Here is an 18,065-nt window from a genome sequence, read left to right on the forward strand (position 1 = left end):
TTTTTTGTCGCGCGGTGCTGAGGCGGTAACCGAACCTGCATCGAAGCTAAGCCTGGGTACAGCCAAGGCTGGCAGGAATTGCATTTGCGGCTTCCAAAAAGGAGTATTTGCGCCGGGACCAGAAGGATCCGGTTGTTAATGCCGGCCCATCCCGCCTCGACCTTCACTAGCGGGACCTTTTCAAGCTATTACGGCTGCTTCTGCCTTTCAGGTTGCGCATTCCTGGGAAGGGTCACGGTGAAGGTGCTGCCCAGCTCAGGCTTGCTGCTGGCAGAAATTGAGCCGCCGTGGTTTTCGACTATACGTTTCACGATCCCCAGCCCTAAACCGACGCCGGGTATTGCCGATTCTCGGACGTCGTTGGAGCGGAAGTACCGCGTGAAGATCTTGGGCAGGTCCTCTTCGCTGATGCCGATTCCAGTGTCAGTCACCGAGAGGTGAACAGTGTCGGGCGTGTCCCAGGCGCGGACGGTCACTGTTGCGCCAGGCCGGGAGTATTTGATGGCATTTGAGATGAGGTTGTCCAGGACCTGTGTGATCCTTCCGGGGTCTGCCACCAGCCACAGTGCGGCGGTCGCTTCGTTGATGATTTCCACTCCGCGGCTTTCTGCCCGGGGTTGCGCCGAAGCGACGCACATTCCTATCAGGTCCTTGAGGTCCATTCTTTGAGGGTGGACGCCCATGGAATCTGAGGATGCGGAAAGCAGGTCCGCGACGAGATTGAGGAGTTTCTCGGCATTGCTTTGGGCTATGCGCAGGAATGCCTCATGCTGCTCCGTGCCGGTGTCAGGGTCGTCGAGGACGATGTCCAGGTAGCCGAGAATAGCCATCAAGGGGGTGCGGAACTCGTGCGAGATGTTGGCGACGAAGTCGTCCTTAATCGCCAGCGCGTTCACATATTCCGTGACGTCGCTAAAAGCCAAGACCGACCCTGCAAATTTGCCGTCCTTGTCCGTCATCGCCCGCGCGGTTGAGGAGAGAACGCGCTGGTTTTCCGGTCCACCCAGCCGTACGAGGTAGTCAGAGAATGACTGGCCAAGGACCGCGCGGGCGACGGGTCGATGCTCGGCCGGGACCGGCGTGGTCCCGTCGCTTGCGATCATGTTCAGGTCCTGTTCCGTGGACGCAGGGTCACCGGTGGGGGAAGCGAGTGACCGGTTCCGGCGGTGTTGCTGGTTCATGATGATGTCTTTGCCGTCCGCGTCCACGGCGTGGACCCCGACACCGACAATATCCAGCATCGTATCCAGGAGCCGTTGCCGCTCAAGGCTTTCCTGATAGGCCATCCGGAGTTCGGCGTCCATGAGCTTCAGCTTTGCATCGCGCGTGGCGACGCTGTGGACCAGGACGTGGATCGCACCGGCAATCACGGTCATGATCGCCGGAAGCAGGAACGGGCGTGCAGCATCAGAGATGCTAATTGAGGGCCCGGCAAACATTGGCAAGCCCACTACCAACGCCGTCGCGAGCGAGCTGAGAACGACACCCAGCCTGCCGAGGCGAGCAGCAAGCCAGATCACGGGAAACACCAGTAACAGCCCGAGGCTGGTGACTGATTCAATGGCTGCCTCGCGGGCGAACGCAACTGCCAGGAAATCGAGCAGCGGGACCACAACGAAACTATGCACCGGCAACCGGTTCCATGGAACCAGCACACACAACGCGGTCAGGACCAGCCCTAACAGGAGCGCGAACTCAAATGCTGGATCGGCAAGGGTATCCGGGCTAACGAAAGCGAGGATGACCGCGACGATCAGCAAGGAAAAAGTGAGCGGCAGCTGGCTGACCAGCATTCCCCGCCGCTGCGTCACATCGCTGAAGAACTTCTTCTTGAATTGTTCAGCGAAATCCTCCCCGACATTGTGGTTGTGCGTTCTATCGCGGACAGGAGTGGATGTCTGCACTGTTTCCCCCAGCTTCGACTGAACAGTGCGGCTTCTTGGGACTGCCCGGAAAAACCGCACTTAGTACTCGCTGACCAGTTTATTCACGAATATTTGTGGGAACAGTGCCTTGAAGGGGAGAGGAATACAGGGGGTCTCATATGGAACGCTCACGCGTCGCTGTCATCATTGAAGACGAAGAACACGTTCGCGATCTCATCGCCGTGGTTTTCAAACACGCCGGCTTCGTCACTCATGCTGCCCAGGACGGCGAAACCGGCGTCGCGCTGGTCCGCCAGCACGATCCGATGGTGGTCACCGTGGACATCGAAATGGGTGACATGGACGGGTTCGAAGCAGCCCGGCGCATCCGGTTGTTCAGCGATAGTTACATCATCATGCTGACAGGCCGCGACGAAGAGGCCGATGCCATGGCCGGGCTGGACAACGGCGCCGACGACTACATCATCAAACCGTTCCGCCCGCGCGAACTACGCTCACGCATCAACGCGCTGCTGCGCAGACCCCGATGGCAGGAGGGCACTGAATCGTCCGCCGGCCAGCTCGCGAACACCGGGAAGGCAGGACGGCGGTCGAAAGAGGTCCTGGAGCACAACGGAATCCTCCTCAATACGCGGACCCGGAAAGTACAGGTTGACGGCACCGACCTTGAACTGAGCACCCCTGAGTTTGACCTGCTGCACACCCTGATGGAGAGCACCTGGGTGCACCGCAGCAATGCCGACCTCGCCCAGAAACTGCGCGCGGCTCACTACGAGACCGGGGAACCGATCAGCCGCAGGGAAGAACGGGCCATCGATTTTCTGGTCATGGGTCTCAGGGAAAAGCTCGGAGACACCGAAAGGCCTCCACGCTGGCTCAAAGCCGAACCAGGAGGCTACTCCCTCATGGTGTAGCGACAAACGCATTCCGGTTGGCGCAACCCTTCACAGAAGCGTCCTGTCATCCACATACTGGAAGTACCGGGCGTTAACGTCATTCCATGTTCCAGCGACAAACACTGGACTTGGGAATCGATGGCAGCGGGGAGCATGAGTGATTTCCCTGGACCGCGCCAGCGCCCGACATTGGAGGACCGCTTTCCGGCAAAAGGAAAGCGGTCCTCCGCTGCCGTCCCTGAAGCTAAAAACCGGTGGTTCCCGGCGACATTGCTGCCCCTCAAACGGTGAATCACCACCCGCAACGCATCTGAACCCGTCGTCAATAAGCGCTCTGACTTTCCTTCATCCGGTGGTGCCAGCCACTTAAACTCCCCGGGAGGCCCTGCCCGCATCTCGCCCCGAAATCACGGGTCTAACGACCCATTGACTGGAGCGAGGACAGGTCTAGCATCGTCGCCGTCAGGACAATTTGAAGGAGGAGATGTGTGATGTCACGCGTAGAAGTAGAGCAGATTGACGACCGCGGAATGGCGGCCTGGGACCAGCACGACACGGCCGGATTCGCCAGCCTGCTGGCCGACGAATTTACGTTTTCGGATGTGATGGCCCCGGAGCCCTTCCACTCGCGGGACCAGGTCCAGTCCTACATGGACGCATGGTTCTCGGCATTTCCCGACATGCACATCAAGTCCACCAGGCGGGTGGTCAGCGACGACGAAGTGGCGGCGGAAGTGGAGTTCACCGGCACCAACACCGGGCCGCTGCGCATGGGGGACCAGGAGATACCTGCCACAGGCAAATCAGTGACCGGCACCGGAACCTACTTCGCCTCCATCAGGGACGGAAAGATCGTCTCCTTCCGGGCTCATCCGGACGTCGCCTCGATGATGGGGCAGCTCGGACTTCTGCCCGGAATGTAGTCCTGGCGCTGATTCCCCTGCATTCGGGAATGTACAAAGAAAGCCCACCGCTTGGGGGAACAGTGGGCTTTCCGATCCAAACCGTACACGGAATTTATATCTGCATCGAATGGAACATTTCATGTAATTGACAGCTCAGCTGTTGCGAATCCATTACCGCGCTGGGATAAGCGGATCTCTTGCCGTGAAACACTGGCCAGACGCAGAATCCACGGATGCCCCCGGCAGGTCGCGGTGAGCAGCAAGTCTCGCCCAAAGTGCCGGGGCGGGGCACGCTTTCCTGAAAGGGCCCCGCCCGATCCTCTAATCTAGTGCTGACGGCTTCGTTTCCATCGGATCAATGCCCCGTGCACTATTGGGCCCGTTCCGCTCATCACAGATTTGCGCAAAGCCGCGTAATCTATAGCGCTGTCCACCAAAAGAGCGCCGAAGGCGCCGGTGGCGAGACGTCCCGTGAGCTGCTCGGACCAGTTCCACCAGCTGTCATGCGGGAAGAACATAAAGAGAATCAATGAAATCCCAATAAAGAGAACGCTTAGAACAGCCAGTATGCGGCTGGAGCCATCGGTAATAGCGTGCCGCACCAAAGAGGCGCGGCTCTTGATCGGGATAACCTCGCCTTCGAACAGGGGCTCGTTGACGACTGAACGAATTTCCGGGCCTCGAAAATCGGTGTCAATTACAGCCGCAGCCCGTCTTTCACGCCCAATCGCGGCCCCGGAACTATAAAACCTACGGGTCGCACCGGCCCGCTTACCTGGCAGCATCGCGGACACGAAAGACGCAGTTGCCTCTTGAAGGCGGTCGATGTCGTTCGATCGCAGGCGAGCGTCAAAATGAGTTGAGCGGCCGTTTGAGGCTGCCTTGAAGATGATCCCGTATACCGTGAACCGCGGACCGACCACTACCGTCATGTCCTGTTTGAACAACTCCCGCCGCTTATTACGGTCTATCTGAGTCAAGATGAGCAGTGCCTGTTCGAGGCAGAGGCGTTCGTGTGTCCCTACATCAAACCTGGACTGCAGCACAGCGGCGGGTCAGCGCTACTGCTTACCTCAGAAGCGAAGCAACGATCAATTTCATTGTGGATGAGTTGGCTATCTGGGCTAAGAGGAAGCTCGCGGCTCTCCCTCTCAGCACGAGCGATGATACTTACTGCCATTTCTGCCAGTTGTCGCCCTGACAGTCCAAGGTCCTCGACGACCCACCCGGAGTCATTCAGCAAGGCAAGCGCCACAAGTGCAGGATCAGAGTTATCCGACGTGCTTATATCGTATTCAAGGATGGTACGCACTTGGCCTACTTCCGCGAGTCCAATGCTTTGACCACACTCACGTGGAGACAGGGCGAGCATTTAGTTATCGATCTTGACCCCATTAGACAGCACCCCCTAGTACTTCGAGGATTCAATCAGACGTGTCCATGGACCAAAATCTTCTTTCGGCCATCCAACTGCCACTCATGTCTGGCCGTTCGCTCCCTGATACCCTTCAGGGTGCATCGGCCAACAACGCTGATTCGTGGCGGCCCAGGCCAGTTACTTCTTCTCGATCTGTAGCGGTCGACGACAACGCTGGGCTGACATGTGCCGGGGGCTTTCTGGTTGCTTTCTTTGAAATGGGGTGTGTGGCTTATTGGGTGAGGAAGCGGAGATCTGGCGAGTAGATCCTGCGACCCTTCGTGATGTTGTCCTTGACCATTCCAGGGCCGAGAGCCGACTCGACGGCTGCCCGGAACTTGAGCGTGTTTGGCTCCTCTCAATACTTGGACGCGAACAGGAAGCCGTTGCGGAAGGAAGGCTGCTGCTCGCTCACTGCCGTGACAGGTTCAGGCCCCTTCTCGTTCTCGCACATGCTTATCAGCGGCAGTACAGGTGGCATAAAGCCGCGAAGCTGCATGAGGAAGCCTTGCGTCTGGCCAGCACGGTCTCCCGCGAAGCCCTGGTACGGCACCAAATTGGTCGTCGGCTCTTTGACGAGGCCAGATATCGTGACGCCGCTGAGGAGTTTGAGTGGGCACACGATCTTTACCGGACAGCTGACCGAACGCAGCTGGCAGAGGTGTCACGCCAGGCAATGGTTCGTGCACGCCAGGTTGCAGGACGATCGTGATCAGACCCACCTCAGGGAAAACCTGCGGGAAATGCTTTCCTCTTATTCCTGAAGACCCTGCCTTATCCGGCCTCCGGTGATCAGTGGTCGTCGGCCCTTGGAACTTACCTTCCGGCCCGCCCGAATATAGCGCAGGAGGCTTGCGCGAAACTGACGGGCGTGCGCACTGTTGAGGTCGATTTCATAGGAGCGGCCATCGAGGCTGAACCTAACGGTTTCTGCTGCCTCACTGCCATCCAGGTCGTCTTCAAGGATGCTTATTATTCTGGTTACCACTGGCAGACCTTATCAGCGATGCAGACCGAAACCTTCCGTCGTCTCATTGATTCCGCAGGTCAGGAGTGGTTTTCGCTAGTTGCGGCACGTTGTTGCCCGGGTCTTCGCTGCATTAGGACCTGGTCCCTCGTTCAAGCCATTGCCGCTTTCTGCACCGCATGGCACAAGCCTGACTTCCCACAGCATCGCTTGCTTAACCAGGACGCGCGGGTATTCGGGGGCCGGCGGTAACTTGGGCGGCATCAGGGTTGCCGGTCTGGCCCAACCTGGCTGGCGGGAGGGTCAGCGCTCCATTTTCGGCCCCTCCCTCGGCGCTAAAAAGGCCGATAATGAAGATTTTGTAAAGCTAACACGCAGAGTTAGTCGCCCGAGTTGCGCGTCCCAGATTCTGGGACGTTGGTGCGCTCACGCATTCCAATCTCTACTCGTGGCCATCGCATCGGGCCTGTCAGATCTCAGTATCGAGGAACGGACCCCCTGTGCTCGCACCGTGATCCTGTCGAATACACACTTATAGCTTGCGAGCTGACCTCAAGTCCGCCCGCTGTGCCTAGCGGTCAGAAGGCCAGTGCTGTCGGTGCTGTGCTGTGGCGCCCGTTGGAAGCGCGTCGATCTTTATCAGGGCGCGGTGAGCGGCGGCGACGAGCACGAAGAATCCGATCAGCGCGAGCAGTACCCCGAGGGCGGCCACGATCCAGAACACCATGGCCATCTGCTGGTCACCCCTGAAGAGTGCCATGTTTGCGAAAAACCCGGCCCCGGTTCCGAGGATCGGTCCGCAAATGCACATGGTGACGCCGCCAACGAAGAGCCCGGCGGCAGGTTTGAGCTGCATGGTTCCCCCAATCAGATGATTAGTCGAAGATTACCGTCAGAATGGGGACCGTGCCTATGTGACGGAGGAGCGTCTAGAGGGTGTCGTTCCCGGACGTGCAAGTGTCCCATCACCGGAGGCGTCAACTAAGTGGACGAGAAAGATGGAAGCTGCAAGACAATCTGCTGCCACCTCCGATGTGAGCGGTTTCTTGCTGCGGGAAGGATGCACTGACTGGTTCCGTTGTCGGTTCAGCACCTGGAGCGTGTCGAGTAGATATCCTGGTACCGGAGGATGACCGGCGCCCGCACGGGTGAGCATTAGGACACCCACTTTCTCCAAAAAGCCGAGCCGGGGCTCCCCGAAGGGCGTCATCTGTTGGAGTGTCTGCGTGGCAAACGCGTCAAGGGCTATGTCTGCCGCCGTATGCGCGTCGATGACGCCGCGACGCAAGTCCCCCTCGCCCAGGGCAATGGCTCCGTCTAAAAGCAATTGACGGTGCGCGGACTCTTGCTTGGGGACAAATTGGACGTGCATCTGGAACAGGCCCTCATCAGTGACGGGGGCTTCTCCATTCTTATCGACGCCGAAAAGGGTGAGCCGATGAGGAAGATGCACAGGTAACTTGAGTTGGTTTCCGAGCATGAGGGCTGGGAGCACCGTCGGACCGATCTCCTTGACGACGCCAGTGAGATTGACGCCTCGGACGATGTCATCAGGTGCTACGCCCAATTCATCAAGGTTCACGTTGTAAAAGCGACCAGGCTGGATCCGGATGGCCTTAATCAGCGTTCGGCCTCCGAAGGGCGCCAGCAGCTGGAAAGCGGCGCCGGCAGATAGGAAGCAGCCCCTGACGGCCGACCATAGGTTCAAGGGGGCCCCGCACGCCGGCGCGGAGCACTTCTGCTGACCTTGGCTGTTAAAATACTCTTCGAAGAGCTCACTCGCTTCTCCAACCAAATGGCCGCACTGACCCACGATTCCTTGGTACTCCGAGTGGAACTGTTCGTCTGCGAGGAAGGTCATTTGGCGAGCCTATAGGACCCTACAGGCAGTGACAGACCGTGGACTATTCGGGAGCAGTTCGCGTGGCGTGAGCTGATGGATAACGGCAAGCCACTGTCAGCCGATAGATCCTAGAACACTCCACCAGCCACCTGCTCCGGTGGCGCGCCATCAGGGGGCGCAGGACAGCATGACCCTGGACTCCAGGGAAAAGGCAGAACTATGGAAAGCACTCTCGAAGCCAATGGCCACTCTCTGGCCGCGGCGGAAAGGGCGCTCCAAAAACGCAAACCTAGGGTCCCAAGGTAGTCGATCTGCTCCACAAACACGTCAGCCTCCTGACTGGTGTGGGAGGGGACAACCCTGGCCGACCAGTTCCAAGCCTCGAGATCCGACTTCCTGATTGCGCATTGCCCAATACATTCGGAAACATTACGGGGGCAACCGCAAATCGCCGAGACGGCCTTTCAGGCAGAACGGGAATCAAGAGACAGATGTGGGACGACGGCTTTTACGAGCGGCCGAACGAGCTTCATGTGTACCGGGAGCGCCGCGTACTCCGCTGCAAGGGCGCGAGGAGTAGGTCTGTGAGTGGAGTCCCATTTCACACTCCGCCATGGTCCTTGATGAAGGACAGCTCTCCTTTGGAGCTCGAAATGATCCCGGAACCGCGAAATCCCTGGGACGTTTCAGCTGTTGCCCTTGACTTCGAGGGCCAACGGATTGGTTACCTGCCGGCAGAGCTAGCTCCAGCTTGGCAGCCTTACGTGACGGCGATGAGGAACGAAGGCAGGGCAGTCTTCCTGCCGGCTGCGATCCGAAATGGTGACCACGTGGACGTGCGCGTGCCTGGACGGAAAATTCTTGCGCAGCTAGCAGAGGAGGCTGGTTTGTCCGCCATCGACACGCGACCACGCCTTACGCGCCTCTATTACCTGAAGTAACTCTGCATCACTGACGTCATGGCTGTGTCCAAGCCCTTCGACACCAAGGCCGACGCAGTTGAGGGCATCGCAGCCGTACGCGAATACGCCGGAATGGGACTGATCAGCGACAACTGCCAAACGACGATTGATGCAACACGTCTCGATTGCATGAAGATTTTGCTGGTGAATCTGCAGATACGCGCGGCTTCCAAAAATCGATTTTCGCGGTCGCGCCCGGGTTGCCCTTGACCTGCTCCAGCTACCTTGCGCTGTTTCCGGGCAGCAGAGCGGCAGGAAGCAGCGGTCCTCTAATCGCTGCGGCCTTAGGCCGGACTCCACTCCTAGCCAGTTCGGCGACCACCTAATGTGTTGCGGTGGACGTGGTAGCACGAAGGGCAGTTAAGGGTGCGGGCTGTTTGGATGGCCAAATCGTTGACCTCCTGCAGCACCTCATCCTGCATGTCTTCCCACCGGTTCTCACGGTCAATGAAAACTGACCATGCCTGGGGGACCAAGTCCTTGCCGAGGACGATTACCGACGCCCTGATCGATAGGCCCCAGTGCTTTATCGTGTTGAAGTCACCTCGTGGGTAGTTTTCAGCGGTCTGGACAATCTTCAACGCGTGATCGAGCTGCATCTGAAGCTGAGCCTGCTCACGAAGAAATATCCGCTCATCCTCGACGGCAGCATTGGCTTCACGGCGGTCACTTTCCGCACGCTCATCAGCAGCGCGGCGGTCAGCCGCTGCCAGCGACATTGCGGTTGCCCGGTCTTTTTTGCCATTGAGCAGAGCAACCCACAGACCGCCGACGGTCACGACCGCTAGGAAAATCTGAACCACGTTGGCTACCGCCGGGTTAGCCAGGACAGTTAACATACGGCGTTCCCACCCTTCGTCGGAGAGCCTGCGTTCAGCTTTTCCTCCTGGTCGAAAAGATCAAGGATCTTGGTGAAGCGTTTCACGCTGTCCTCGCTCTTCTGCCGACGAACATAAGCAAGGACCACGTCCCGCTCGTACTCACCGAGCGCTGAGAGCTTCCGAAGATGGCTGATGGTCATCCGTTCGGCGATGTTGTCGTGCCAGCCCTTATAGCCCTCGAACAGAATGCCCTCGAGTTCCTTGCGTCCAGCATTGGTAAGGCTGGTTGACATCACAGTTCCCGTCACCACGTTGAACGCACCAACAAGCCGGGCCCACCCTTCATACGACTCCGTTGGCCACTCGACGACTATGACGATGCTTTTTTCCAGACGAGCAACCTTGCTCATCACTGTGTATGTAGGGCAATAGGCGAAGACCACTCCACCATCCACTACGCTGCCGCTGCGCTCCGTAACGGACGGCTCCTTCTTGAGGACGTCCGGAATATTCGACTTCTGGGGAGATACGACCGTCAGCCGGGCCTGATGCCTCATTTTAAGGTACAGCGCCAATTGAGGGCTGTGCTGGTAAACGGGCTTGTCTTCCACCCACGGAACGTAGATGTACTGATGTTTGAGGACCTCATCCTCTAGTGATGCCACTGCAGCCCCTTTCGAGAGTTTTCCAAAGGGTAGGGCAAGACACTGACATTTGGGATAGCAGTGGCTCGGCGGACGCCTTGTCATACCTTGGACGGGGGGATCTCCCTTAGGGCACGGGCTGGCGATGACATCTTTTGCATCTGTCGATCAGCCGGCTTGCCCCGCGTTAGTCGACGCAATGCATCAAGCAGAGGGGTCCACCTTGCCTGATGGATTACATCTCCGTTATCGTAATAACTGCCCACCATTGCGATGGATCGGGAAGAAGGCCCTTGAACCCCAGCCGGACGACTGGATCTAGGGCCTTTCGCGTTTAATCCGATTCCGGGGTTCTGCGCTCGAGTATCAAAAGGTCTCTGAGTGTCTCGTAGTAAGAATCTTCCCCCTGGTGCTTTGCGTTGATCGCCCCGAGGAAGATGTCCGGGATCCAAAGCAGTGGGTCGTCGCCACCGCGGCAGTGGCTGATGGTGAATTCGCGATCGACCACCTTCTGACCTCTAAGCGCCACGATGTGCGCGACATCCTTTTGATTCTGAGCCGACGTCCGCGCCTCGCACACAACATTCCGTACCCCCATCGAAGCCAGCTCGTAGTAGAGCGTTTCAAGGCACTTCCGTCGGAAGCGTTCGGTCTTGTTTTGCCTTTGGCTTATATGCGTGACAACTGCCGTCATTGGCGTCAGTTCACTCACGGCCGCAACGATCTTTCTGCGGCGAGTCTCACTCTCGTCAGTCCAGTGAAGCTTGATCTGTCCCTTGAGGCGCAAGGACAGCAACTGACCGCGGAGTTCCTCAGCGGAATCATCAGGAATGACAGCAGCGCACACAAGGTACTCCTGCGAATCTGCCGAGCGCAGGACGGAGGACTCATCGAGGTAGGCGCAAAGTTCTGAAGGCATAAGCGGGTGCATATCTGAATAGGGCAACGAATGGGGACACGTAGAACTGTATGGGCCTTCACGTCCCGTATCCACTACACTGATTGGACGGCTAAAGCCGCCAGTCAGATAGACGCCATAAAGAGATGTCAGAAGTGCTTACTTGCGGCTTAAGACGTTCAGCCTTAAGCGTAGAAAGGCGCTAAAAATCGGAACCATCAGTCTGGACTTCTCCCGCATCCCCACGCCCAAGGACCGACAGGGGTACGAGGCGAGACTCTGCAGACTCACCGGTAACTACGGGCACTCCGTTGAGCGTGCGGCAAAGACGACCCGAGCACTACAAGGAAAAGGATCGTTACAGCGGCTAGGGTTTCGTGTTCGTGACGGATTCACATTCCGGGAAGAAGCTCCTGCTGGAGAGTTTTCGGACCGGCGTGTCCCGCCCCGCGAGCTCCGTCCGCCTTGCACTCGCATCTCATCAAGCCGCGGTTCCACTCTGCGGCTCTATCTGACTGCTCTGGCTATTGCCCAACTGACGAAATCGGTCGGCGGGCATCCGGAGTGGCTACCCGTTGCAGGAAGCACGGGACGACCGGGATGGACTGATCTCGTCGCAACCAACGCCATCAGAGCCGGCAGCGGGGAATCGGTACTGGAAGCCAAAGACAAAAGAGCGAAGTCCGTCAGAGAGAGCTTTAAAGCGCTGGAAACGGCAGGTCTCATGCGGTTTCCAAAGTCGACAGGCAAGCGAGGCTCTTACGAGAACTACGAACTCCTGGATGAGAATGGAGCAGATGGTGAGCAGCTGCTCTACAAAGTCCCCGGGCGAAAGGACCCTGTCACCACCTTGCCCTCGGGGTTCATTCTGAATTCCTGGGTTCACTTGCTGGAAGACTCAGAAATTGCCCTGCTCCTTATGGTTGCTTGCCGCAAAGGTAGCCTCCCCGGGCCTTCCGTCAGCGTCCCGGGCGAAACCAGGCTCCTTCACTACGGCATCGGCCGGGACCCTTACTCCCGTGCCCGCAAAACCTTGGAGCTTTTCGGCTTGCTCAACGTCGAAGAAGTAAACCGTCACCGCGACGGAAAAACAGCCGGAGGAGAGAACCACTTCTTGCACCGTTTCGAACTCAGAACAGAAGGCTTCGACGAGGACGCACTACCGGCTGCCATTGCGGTATTGGAGCAGCAGCTGGCAAGAACGTAGGGTGCTGAGGGAGTCCGGTGCGGACAAATTCCGGCCGTAGCACTGCAGGTACTAAGGAGGGGTGCCTAGTGGCGCGACGTAAGAAGAAGCACTCCAAGACGCCAAGCGGGGTCAACAGAGTTGCCAGGCATTCGATGAGTGCTTCTGAAAAGCTCCTTCAGTTGCAGAGTGAAATTATCGATTGCGCAAGAACGGCAAGCTTGCAACACAATCCTCCATCAAAATTGGGAAGATTCGATCGCGCCGTATTTGAGCGGGCTATCTCGATCCTTCACGCAGTTCACGTGCTGGTGACAGCTGGCCACTGGGAGACCGCCAACGCTCCAGTTCGGCAGCTCTTTGAACTGCTAGTCAACATGGAGTATCTGAATACGTTTCAGGATCGGGAACTGGCCGCCATCAGATTCGTCCAGTTCGGTTCTCTCCAGGAGGCGCGGGCCCGTCTTGCTGAGCTGGAGATAGCGGAGGGCCGCGGACGGCACATACCTTTGGCCCAACTCGTACAGCGAAGTCCGCTCTGGACAATCCCAACTACGCCCAATTCAAGGGGCTCGACAAAACCGGAAAAGAGAAATGGGCTCAGTCGTGGAGCGGGAAAACCATCCGGGAACTATGCGCAATGTCTTCAAGCGAACTCCGGTTAATCAACTACAGGACCTTATTCTCCACATGGTCCGAGCAGGCCCACGGGGCTCCTGGCGCCTTGGTACGCGGCATCATTTCGAGTGTCTTTCCTGACCGCCCCTATCTCCATAACGAAGAAGCTGAAACGGAAGCTGTCATTGCCATGAGCATCGTTCAGTTCCTGGAGCTCTGGAAGCTTCTTCCCCGGGCACCAATCCTGGACGAAGCGGTCCATGATGAATGGCTAATCCGGCTCCAAATGTTGACGGTCATTCGCCGGGCCGGTCAAGGTCCGCTGTTGATCGAGATTAGCCTCTGAAGTCGAACAGTTCTCCGGTCTACCCTAGATCCGTCGACTCACGGCGGCCGGGGGACGGCACCCTGGCGTCAGAATAGAGGGAAGTTTCGTTTTGTTGACGATGACTCATGATGCTCTCAAATCTCACCCTGACACTCACAGAGAAGTGAGGAAGCCCAAGCGGCCGAAATACTTACGAGAAAAATGAAGCTGGCGAGGTCTGGCGGGCGCGATGGTGGCCCTGTGGCGCATGTGGCCAAGCGGATGTCTGAGGCCCGGTCGCAGCACCGCTGAGAGGCTAAATCCTCCCTGGTCAGACCGTTGGACGTCGGGTTGGGGTGTGCTGAATAGGACGACCCTGCTGGCAAGCACCCTTCGTGGAGCCATCGTCATTTGAGCACACGAACGGATTGACATTCCCGGAAGTGGAACAGCTTTCTCCCGTTGAGCTCGTCCCTTATCCAGATAATCAGGCCGTCACTTGTCTTGGTTTCGACGGTTCCGACATAGTCCTGAGTGTCAGTCCCTTGAAATGCCACAACGTCGCCGGGGGCGAGGCTCGTCCATATCGAAATGGGGTGTTTCGCTTCCTCCTCGCAACGCTTGTCTTTCGCAAGGTCGTATTCTCGTGGCTCTGACACGTTCCGTCCTTTCGTGGTTTGCCGGTCATCACGCACCTTTGCCTTACCGGGCATCCATGGGGCTCAGATATCTGCTGGAAACTCAGAGCAGATCAAGTTCATGGGTGAAGCCGAACGCGACGCTCGGGCTGAGCGCTATCTCGAAAGTGAAGTGGTCGATCCTGGTAACGAGAATGCCACAGTCGGTTGCTTGCTTCCGGAGCAGTGCACAGGTCCGCTCAAGTTGTTGGTCCCTGGATCCAGGATCCTCGACCTTGACGATGGTTCCGGAGATGGCTGTCGACATGATGTTCCCCTTAGTCCATAAAAATGAGGGCTTACGGATCTGGAAGTCACGGGCGCCTAAGTTCGCGCTTGGCCTTTGGAACCAGGGCCTCCCGGTTGCGAGGATGGGAGGCCCTGGTGGTCTGTTCGTCCTGCCTACGCAGGAAGGGCAATCTCCTACTTCGTGTAAGGGTCTGCGATGCCGATGTATTGGGTGGCGGTGTATTCGGCGATGCCTTCTGTTCCGCCTTCTCGTCCGAGGCCCGACTGCTTGACGCCGCCAAAGGGTGCTGCGGCGTTGGAGATGACGCCGGCGTTGAATCCGACCATGCCGAATTCGATCTGCTCTGCCACCCGCAGGAGCCGGTTGAAGTCGCGGCTGTAGAGGTACGAGGCGAGGCCGTATTCGGAGGCGTTGGCGAGTTTGATGGCTTGTTCTTCGGTGCTGAAGGTGGTGACGGGGGCGACGGGGCCGAAGATTTCCTGGCCCAGGATCGCGGCGTCGTTGGGGACGTTGCCAAGGACGGTGGGCTGGTAAAAGTAGCCCGGACCATCGACGGGCGCCCCGCCGGTGACGGCCGTGGCTCCGGCGTCGACGGCGGCGCTCACCAAAGCGTGCACGTCGTCCCGGGCCCCGCCATCAATCAGCGGGCCGACCTTGGTTTCCGGGTCGGTGCCGCGGCCGGTGGTGAGCGCGCCCATCGCGGTTGCGAACTTGGCCGTGAACTCCTGCGCGACGGACTCATGGACGAGGAAACGGTTGGCGGCAGTGCAGGCCTCACCCATGTTCCGCATCTTCGCCGCCATCGCCCCTTCAACGGCCTTGTCCAGATCGGCGTCTTCAAACACGATGAACGGGGCGTTCCCACCGAGCTCCATCGAGGTCCGCAGCACGTTCTGCGCGGCGTCGGCCATCAGGCGTTTGCCCACTGAAGTGGAGCCGGTGAACGAGATCTTCCGCAGCCGCGAGTCCTTGAGTAGCGGACCGGAAATCCCGGACGCCGATGCTGAGGACACGACGTTGAGGACACCGGGGGGCAGGCCGGCGTCGAGCATGGTCTGCGCGAAATACTGCGCCGTCAACGGAGTCAGCTTCGCGGGCTTGAGGACCATTGTGCAGCCTGCCGCAACGGCGGGTGCGACTTTTCGGGTGGCCATCGCGAGCGGGAAGTTCCACGGCGTGATCAGCAGGCACGGCCCGACCGGTTTGTGCTGCACAAGGATCTTGTTCTTGCCCTCAGGCGTGGTGAGGTAGCGGCCGTAATCCCGGACGGTTTCCTCGGAGAACCAGCGCAGGAACTCCGCCCCGTACGTGACCTCGCCACGGGCCTCGGCCAGGGGCTTGCCCATCTCCAGGGTCATCAGCAGAGCAAAATCCTCGGCACGTTCGGTGACCAGGTCAAAGGCACGGCGGAGGATCTCCGCGCGCGCCCGAGGGGCTGTCCGGGCCCAGGATGCCTGCACAGCATCGGCGGCGTCCAGCGCGGCGACGGCGTCCTCGCTCGTGGCTGAGGCGAGGGTGGCAAGCACTTCACCGGTGGCGGGGTCGTGGACGTCGAACGTGCCGCCGTCAGACGCGTCCCGCCACCGCCCGCCAATCAGGAGGCCCTTTGGGACAGAATCGAGCAGTTCGAGTTCGGTAAGTGCGGGGACAGAAACAGGCATGGTTTTTCCGTTCATTGAGCAGGTTGGCCGTGCGTGGATGCGGAAGTTGTGGTGCTGTGCGGCGGATCAAATTCTGCCGCGGCTGGCTTAGTAGGCCTTGACTCGCTGCTCGACTACGAGGTGGATAAGTGCGAAGACATGGTCTTCGTCGATGGCTCTGAGCGCCGCCGCGACGGCGACAGGGACGTCGGCGTCCCGCTCGACTTTTACGCCGAAGCCGCCGAAGGCTTGGGCCATGAGCGCGAACTCCGGGTTCTTCAGCTGCGTTCCGGAGACCCGGTCGGGGTAGTGGCGTTCCTGGTGGGTGCGGATGGTGCCGTATTCCTGGTTGTCCATCACGATGACCAGGGGCGTGGCGCCGTACTGGGCTGCGGTGGCCAGTTCCTGGCCGTTCATGAGGAACTCACCGTCCCCGGCGATGGTGACGATGCGCCGGCCGGGGTATTCCAGGGACGCTGCAATGGCGGAGGGCACGGAGTAGCCCATGGAGCCGTTGCGGGCGCTGATCATGGACGCGTACTTCTGTGTGGGGAAGTAGCGGTGTGCCCAGTTGGTGTGTTCCCCGGCTCCAAGGGTGATCATGGCGTCCGCGGGGAGGGTCGGCACAAGGTTCGCCATCAGGGTGTCCATCCGGGCAGGACCGTTCGTCGGCGTCGCAAGGGGGAGGGCGGCAAAGGTTTCCTGTTCGCCGCGCATCCGTGCCGTCCAAGCTTTCCATTCGGCTTTGACGGGGAGCTCGATCTTGGCGAGATCGCGGATGAACACGTCGGGTTTGGCGACGATTTGGTAGGACACCGGCCCTGACCTGCCGCGGAGGGACGGGTCGATGGTGACGAGGAAGTTTTTCTTGGACCAGTCCTGGCGGCACAGGAACCCGTCGGTGATGACATCGCCCGGGACGGTGCCGACAAAGATCAGCAGGTCCGTTTCTTCGAGCAGGTCATAGGTGGGACGGGGGCGTCCATACCCGATAGGGCCGACGTAGGAGGGGGAGTCGAAGGGCACGGTACCCTGGGTCCGCCATTCGGCGGCAGCAGGGATGTGGTGCTTTTCCAGCCATGCTGTGAACTGGTCAGCGCCTTCCTGGGTCCAGTCGTTCCCGCCGGTGACGAAGAGCGGCTTATTAGAGTTGGCCAATGCGGTGGCCAGGGCATCGGAATCCACTGTGGTCATGCCACCAGTCGCCACGGGGATCGGGGGATGGAGCTCGGAGGGAATCTGCTGGCGGATGACGTCCTCGGGCAGGCCGATGACGACGGGGCCGGGACGACCGTTCATGGCCGCAAACAGGGCTTCGGCGACGATTTCGGAGGCACGTTCGGCGTGGTCCAGGACCATCACGCGCTTGGCACCGGTGTCGAACCAGGCTTTGATGTCGAATTCCTGGAATGCTTCGCGGTCCCGGTGTGCGAAGGGGATCAGTCCTACGAAGAGGACCATAGGGGTTGAGTCCTGCCATGCGGTGTGCAGCCCGACGTGGGCGTTTGCTGCCCCGGGGCCGCGGGTTACCATTGCGATGCCGGGCGTCTGGTTCATCTTGCCGTCGGCTTCGGCCATGTAGGTGGCACCACCCTCATGGCGGCAGACGATCGTTTCAATGGGGGAGTCGTGGAGCCCGTCCAGGACGTCCAGAAAGCTTTCCCCTGGGACGACGTGCGCCCGCTTAATCCCATGCGCGACGAGCGTGTCTACGATTACATGCCCGGCGGACTTGAATGCGGCGGCTCCTTCGAAAAGGGGGGCCGGCTGTGACGATGCTAGGTCTGTCTGGGTCATCGTCGGCCTGCCAGTGACTTCAGGTTTCCGGTTGCAGCATCCTCATTGCGGCCCGTCCGTGGAACGTTGCTAACGGGCTGACAATCTGCGTTGCCGGATAACTTCATTTTGATTCCTTGTGTACGTTTTTCGGGGGACTTGTGGAGGCTTGCACGGCTGATCCGGTGCCAGGTTTCCGCAGGGATTCAGGGCGCCTAGGCTCTACGGATTCGACTACCGCCCGTGGCTCTCGGGAGTGCTGCTGGTCAGCCGGCGCGTGACTGTGCAAGAAAATTGCCTGCCTGTGCCATTGCTCTGGGCCACGCTTCTCATCTGGCTGAAGCGCGGCCGGGCGCTGCACGTTGCGGTGGC

Annotated in this window: 17 protein-coding genes; 5 read left to right on the plus strand and 12 right to left on the minus strand. The window is 59.2% G+C overall.

The features are described from left to right. Positions 1 to 188 precede the first annotated feature (188 nt). A complete protein-coding gene (locus tag K4G53_RS21440; RefSeq protein WP_221384532.1) occupies positions 189 to 1,904 on the minus strand; it encodes a cell wall metabolism sensor histidine kinase WalK in 1,716 nt (571 codons plus the stop codon). Between the two features lie 140 nt (positions 1,905 to 2,044). On the opposite strand from K4G53_RS21440, the gene K4G53_RS05775 reads away from it, so the two are divergent. Both K4G53_RS05775 and K4G53_RS05780 read left to right on the plus strand, forming a co-directional pair. Further along, positions 2,045 to 2,800, plus strand: coding sequence for a response regulator transcription factor (locus tag K4G53_RS05775; RefSeq protein WP_221384533.1), 756 nt, complete (start codon positions 2,045 to 2,047; stop codon positions 2,798 to 2,800). Positions 2,801 to 3,273: 473 nt separating this feature from the next. Then, positions 3,274 to 3,705 carry an ester cyclase gene (locus K4G53_RS05780; RefSeq protein WP_221384534.1) on the plus strand — a complete coding sequence of 144 codons (432 nt, stop codon included), beginning with the start codon at positions 3,274 to 3,276 and terminating at the stop codon, positions 3,703 to 3,705. A 308-nt stretch (positions 3,706 to 4,013) separates the two neighbouring features. On the opposite strand, the gene K4G53_RS05785 is transcribed toward K4G53_RS05780, so the two are convergent. The 4 genes from K4G53_RS05785 to K4G53_RS05800 all read right to left on the minus strand — a co-directional run bounded on the left by K4G53_RS05785 (position 4,014) and on the right by K4G53_RS05800 (position 7,932). After that, a complete protein-coding gene (locus tag K4G53_RS05785) occupies positions 4,014 to 4,667 on the minus strand; it encodes a hypothetical protein (protein WP_221384535.1) in 654 nt (217 codons plus the stop codon). A gap of 1,191 nt (positions 4,668 to 5,858) precedes the next feature. Next, positions 5,859 to 6,092: an Lsr2 family protein gene (locus tag K4G53_RS05790; RefSeq protein ID WP_221384536.1), complete on the minus strand. Its 234-nt coding sequence runs from the start codon at positions 6,090 to 6,092 to the stop codon at positions 5,859 to 5,861. Between the two features lie 550 nt (positions 6,093 to 6,642). Further along, positions 6,643 to 6,927: a hypothetical protein gene (locus K4G53_RS05795; protein WP_221384537.1), complete on the minus strand. Its 285-nt coding sequence runs from the start codon at positions 6,925 to 6,927 to the stop codon at positions 6,643 to 6,645. Positions 6,928 to 6,981: 54 nt separating this feature from the next. Further along, positions 6,982 to 7,932, minus strand: coding sequence for a hypothetical protein (locus K4G53_RS05800; RefSeq protein WP_221384538.1), 951 nt, complete (start codon positions 7,930 to 7,932; stop codon positions 6,982 to 6,984). 941 nt (positions 7,933 to 8,873) lie between these two features. On the opposite strand from K4G53_RS05800, the gene K4G53_RS05805 reads away from it, so the two are divergent. Further along, on the plus strand, positions 8,874 to 9,086 hold the full coding sequence (locus tag K4G53_RS05805) for a hypothetical protein (RefSeq protein WP_221384802.1): 213 nt from the start codon (positions 8,874 to 8,876) through the stop codon (positions 9,084 to 9,086). A 92-nt stretch (positions 9,087 to 9,178) separates the two neighbouring features. Here the strand turns inward: K4G53_RS05805 and K4G53_RS05810 are convergent, their stop codons facing one another. The 3 genes from K4G53_RS05810 to K4G53_RS05820 all read right to left on the minus strand — a co-directional run bounded on the left by K4G53_RS05810 (position 9,179) and on the right by K4G53_RS05820 (position 11,260). Next, on the minus strand, positions 9,179 to 9,715 hold the full coding sequence (locus K4G53_RS05810) for a hypothetical protein (protein WP_221384539.1): 537 nt from the start codon (positions 9,713 to 9,715) through the stop codon (positions 9,179 to 9,181). Beyond that, on the minus strand, positions 9,709 to 10,362 hold the full coding sequence (locus tag K4G53_RS05815) for a hypothetical protein (protein WP_221384540.1): 654 nt from the start codon (positions 10,360 to 10,362) through the stop codon (positions 9,709 to 9,711). Before K4G53_RS05815 ends, K4G53_RS05810 begins: the two co-directional genes overlap by 7 nt. Before the next feature lie 313 nt (positions 10,363 to 10,675). After that, positions 10,676 to 11,260 (minus strand): hypothetical protein, encoded by a 585-nt coding sequence (locus tag K4G53_RS05820; protein ID WP_221384541.1) that lies wholly within the window; start codon positions 11,258 to 11,260, stop codon positions 10,676 to 10,678. A gap of 703 nt (positions 11,261 to 11,963) precedes the next feature. On the opposite strand from K4G53_RS05820, the gene K4G53_RS21250 reads away from it, so the two are divergent. Then, positions 11,964 to 12,446, plus strand: a complete 483-nt coding sequence (locus K4G53_RS21250; protein WP_260323280.1) for a hypothetical protein — start codon at positions 11,964 to 11,966, stop codon at positions 12,444 to 12,446. Between the two features lie 619 nt (positions 12,447 to 13,065). Beyond that, positions 13,066 to 13,389 (plus strand): hypothetical protein, encoded by a 324-nt coding sequence (locus K4G53_RS05830; protein WP_221384542.1) that lies wholly within the window; start codon positions 13,066 to 13,068, stop codon positions 13,387 to 13,389. 368 nt (positions 13,390 to 13,757) lie between these two features. Here the strand turns inward: K4G53_RS05830 and K4G53_RS05835 are convergent, their stop codons facing one another. The 4 genes from K4G53_RS05835 to K4G53_RS05850 all read right to left on the minus strand — a co-directional run bounded on the left by K4G53_RS05835 (position 13,758) and on the right by K4G53_RS05850 (position 17,714). Continuing rightward, positions 13,758 to 14,009 (minus strand): hypothetical protein, encoded by a 252-nt coding sequence (locus tag K4G53_RS05835; protein ID WP_221384543.1) that lies wholly within the window; start codon positions 14,007 to 14,009, stop codon positions 13,758 to 13,760. Positions 14,010 to 14,091: 82 nt separating this feature from the next. Continuing rightward, entirely contained in the window at positions 14,092 to 14,295 is a 204-nt protein-coding gene (locus K4G53_RS05840; protein WP_221384544.1) for a hypothetical protein, read from the minus strand. A gap of 155 nt (positions 14,296 to 14,450) precedes the next feature. After that, positions 14,451 to 15,938: an NAD-dependent succinate-semialdehyde dehydrogenase gene (locus tag K4G53_RS05845; RefSeq protein WP_221384545.1), complete on the minus strand. Its 1,488-nt coding sequence runs from the start codon at positions 15,936 to 15,938 to the stop codon at positions 14,451 to 14,453. An 87-nt stretch (positions 15,939 to 16,025) separates the two neighbouring features. Further along, a complete protein-coding gene (locus K4G53_RS05850; protein WP_221384546.1) occupies positions 16,026 to 17,714 on the minus strand; it encodes a thiamine pyrophosphate-dependent enzyme in 1,689 nt (562 codons plus the stop codon). Positions 17,715 to 18,065 lie beyond the last annotated feature (351 nt).

Origin of the sequence: Arthrobacter sp. MAHUQ-56, assembly GCF_019710585.1 — a bacterium.
GTDB lineage: Bacteria > Actinomycetota > Actinomycetes > Actinomycetales > Micrococcaceae > Arthrobacter.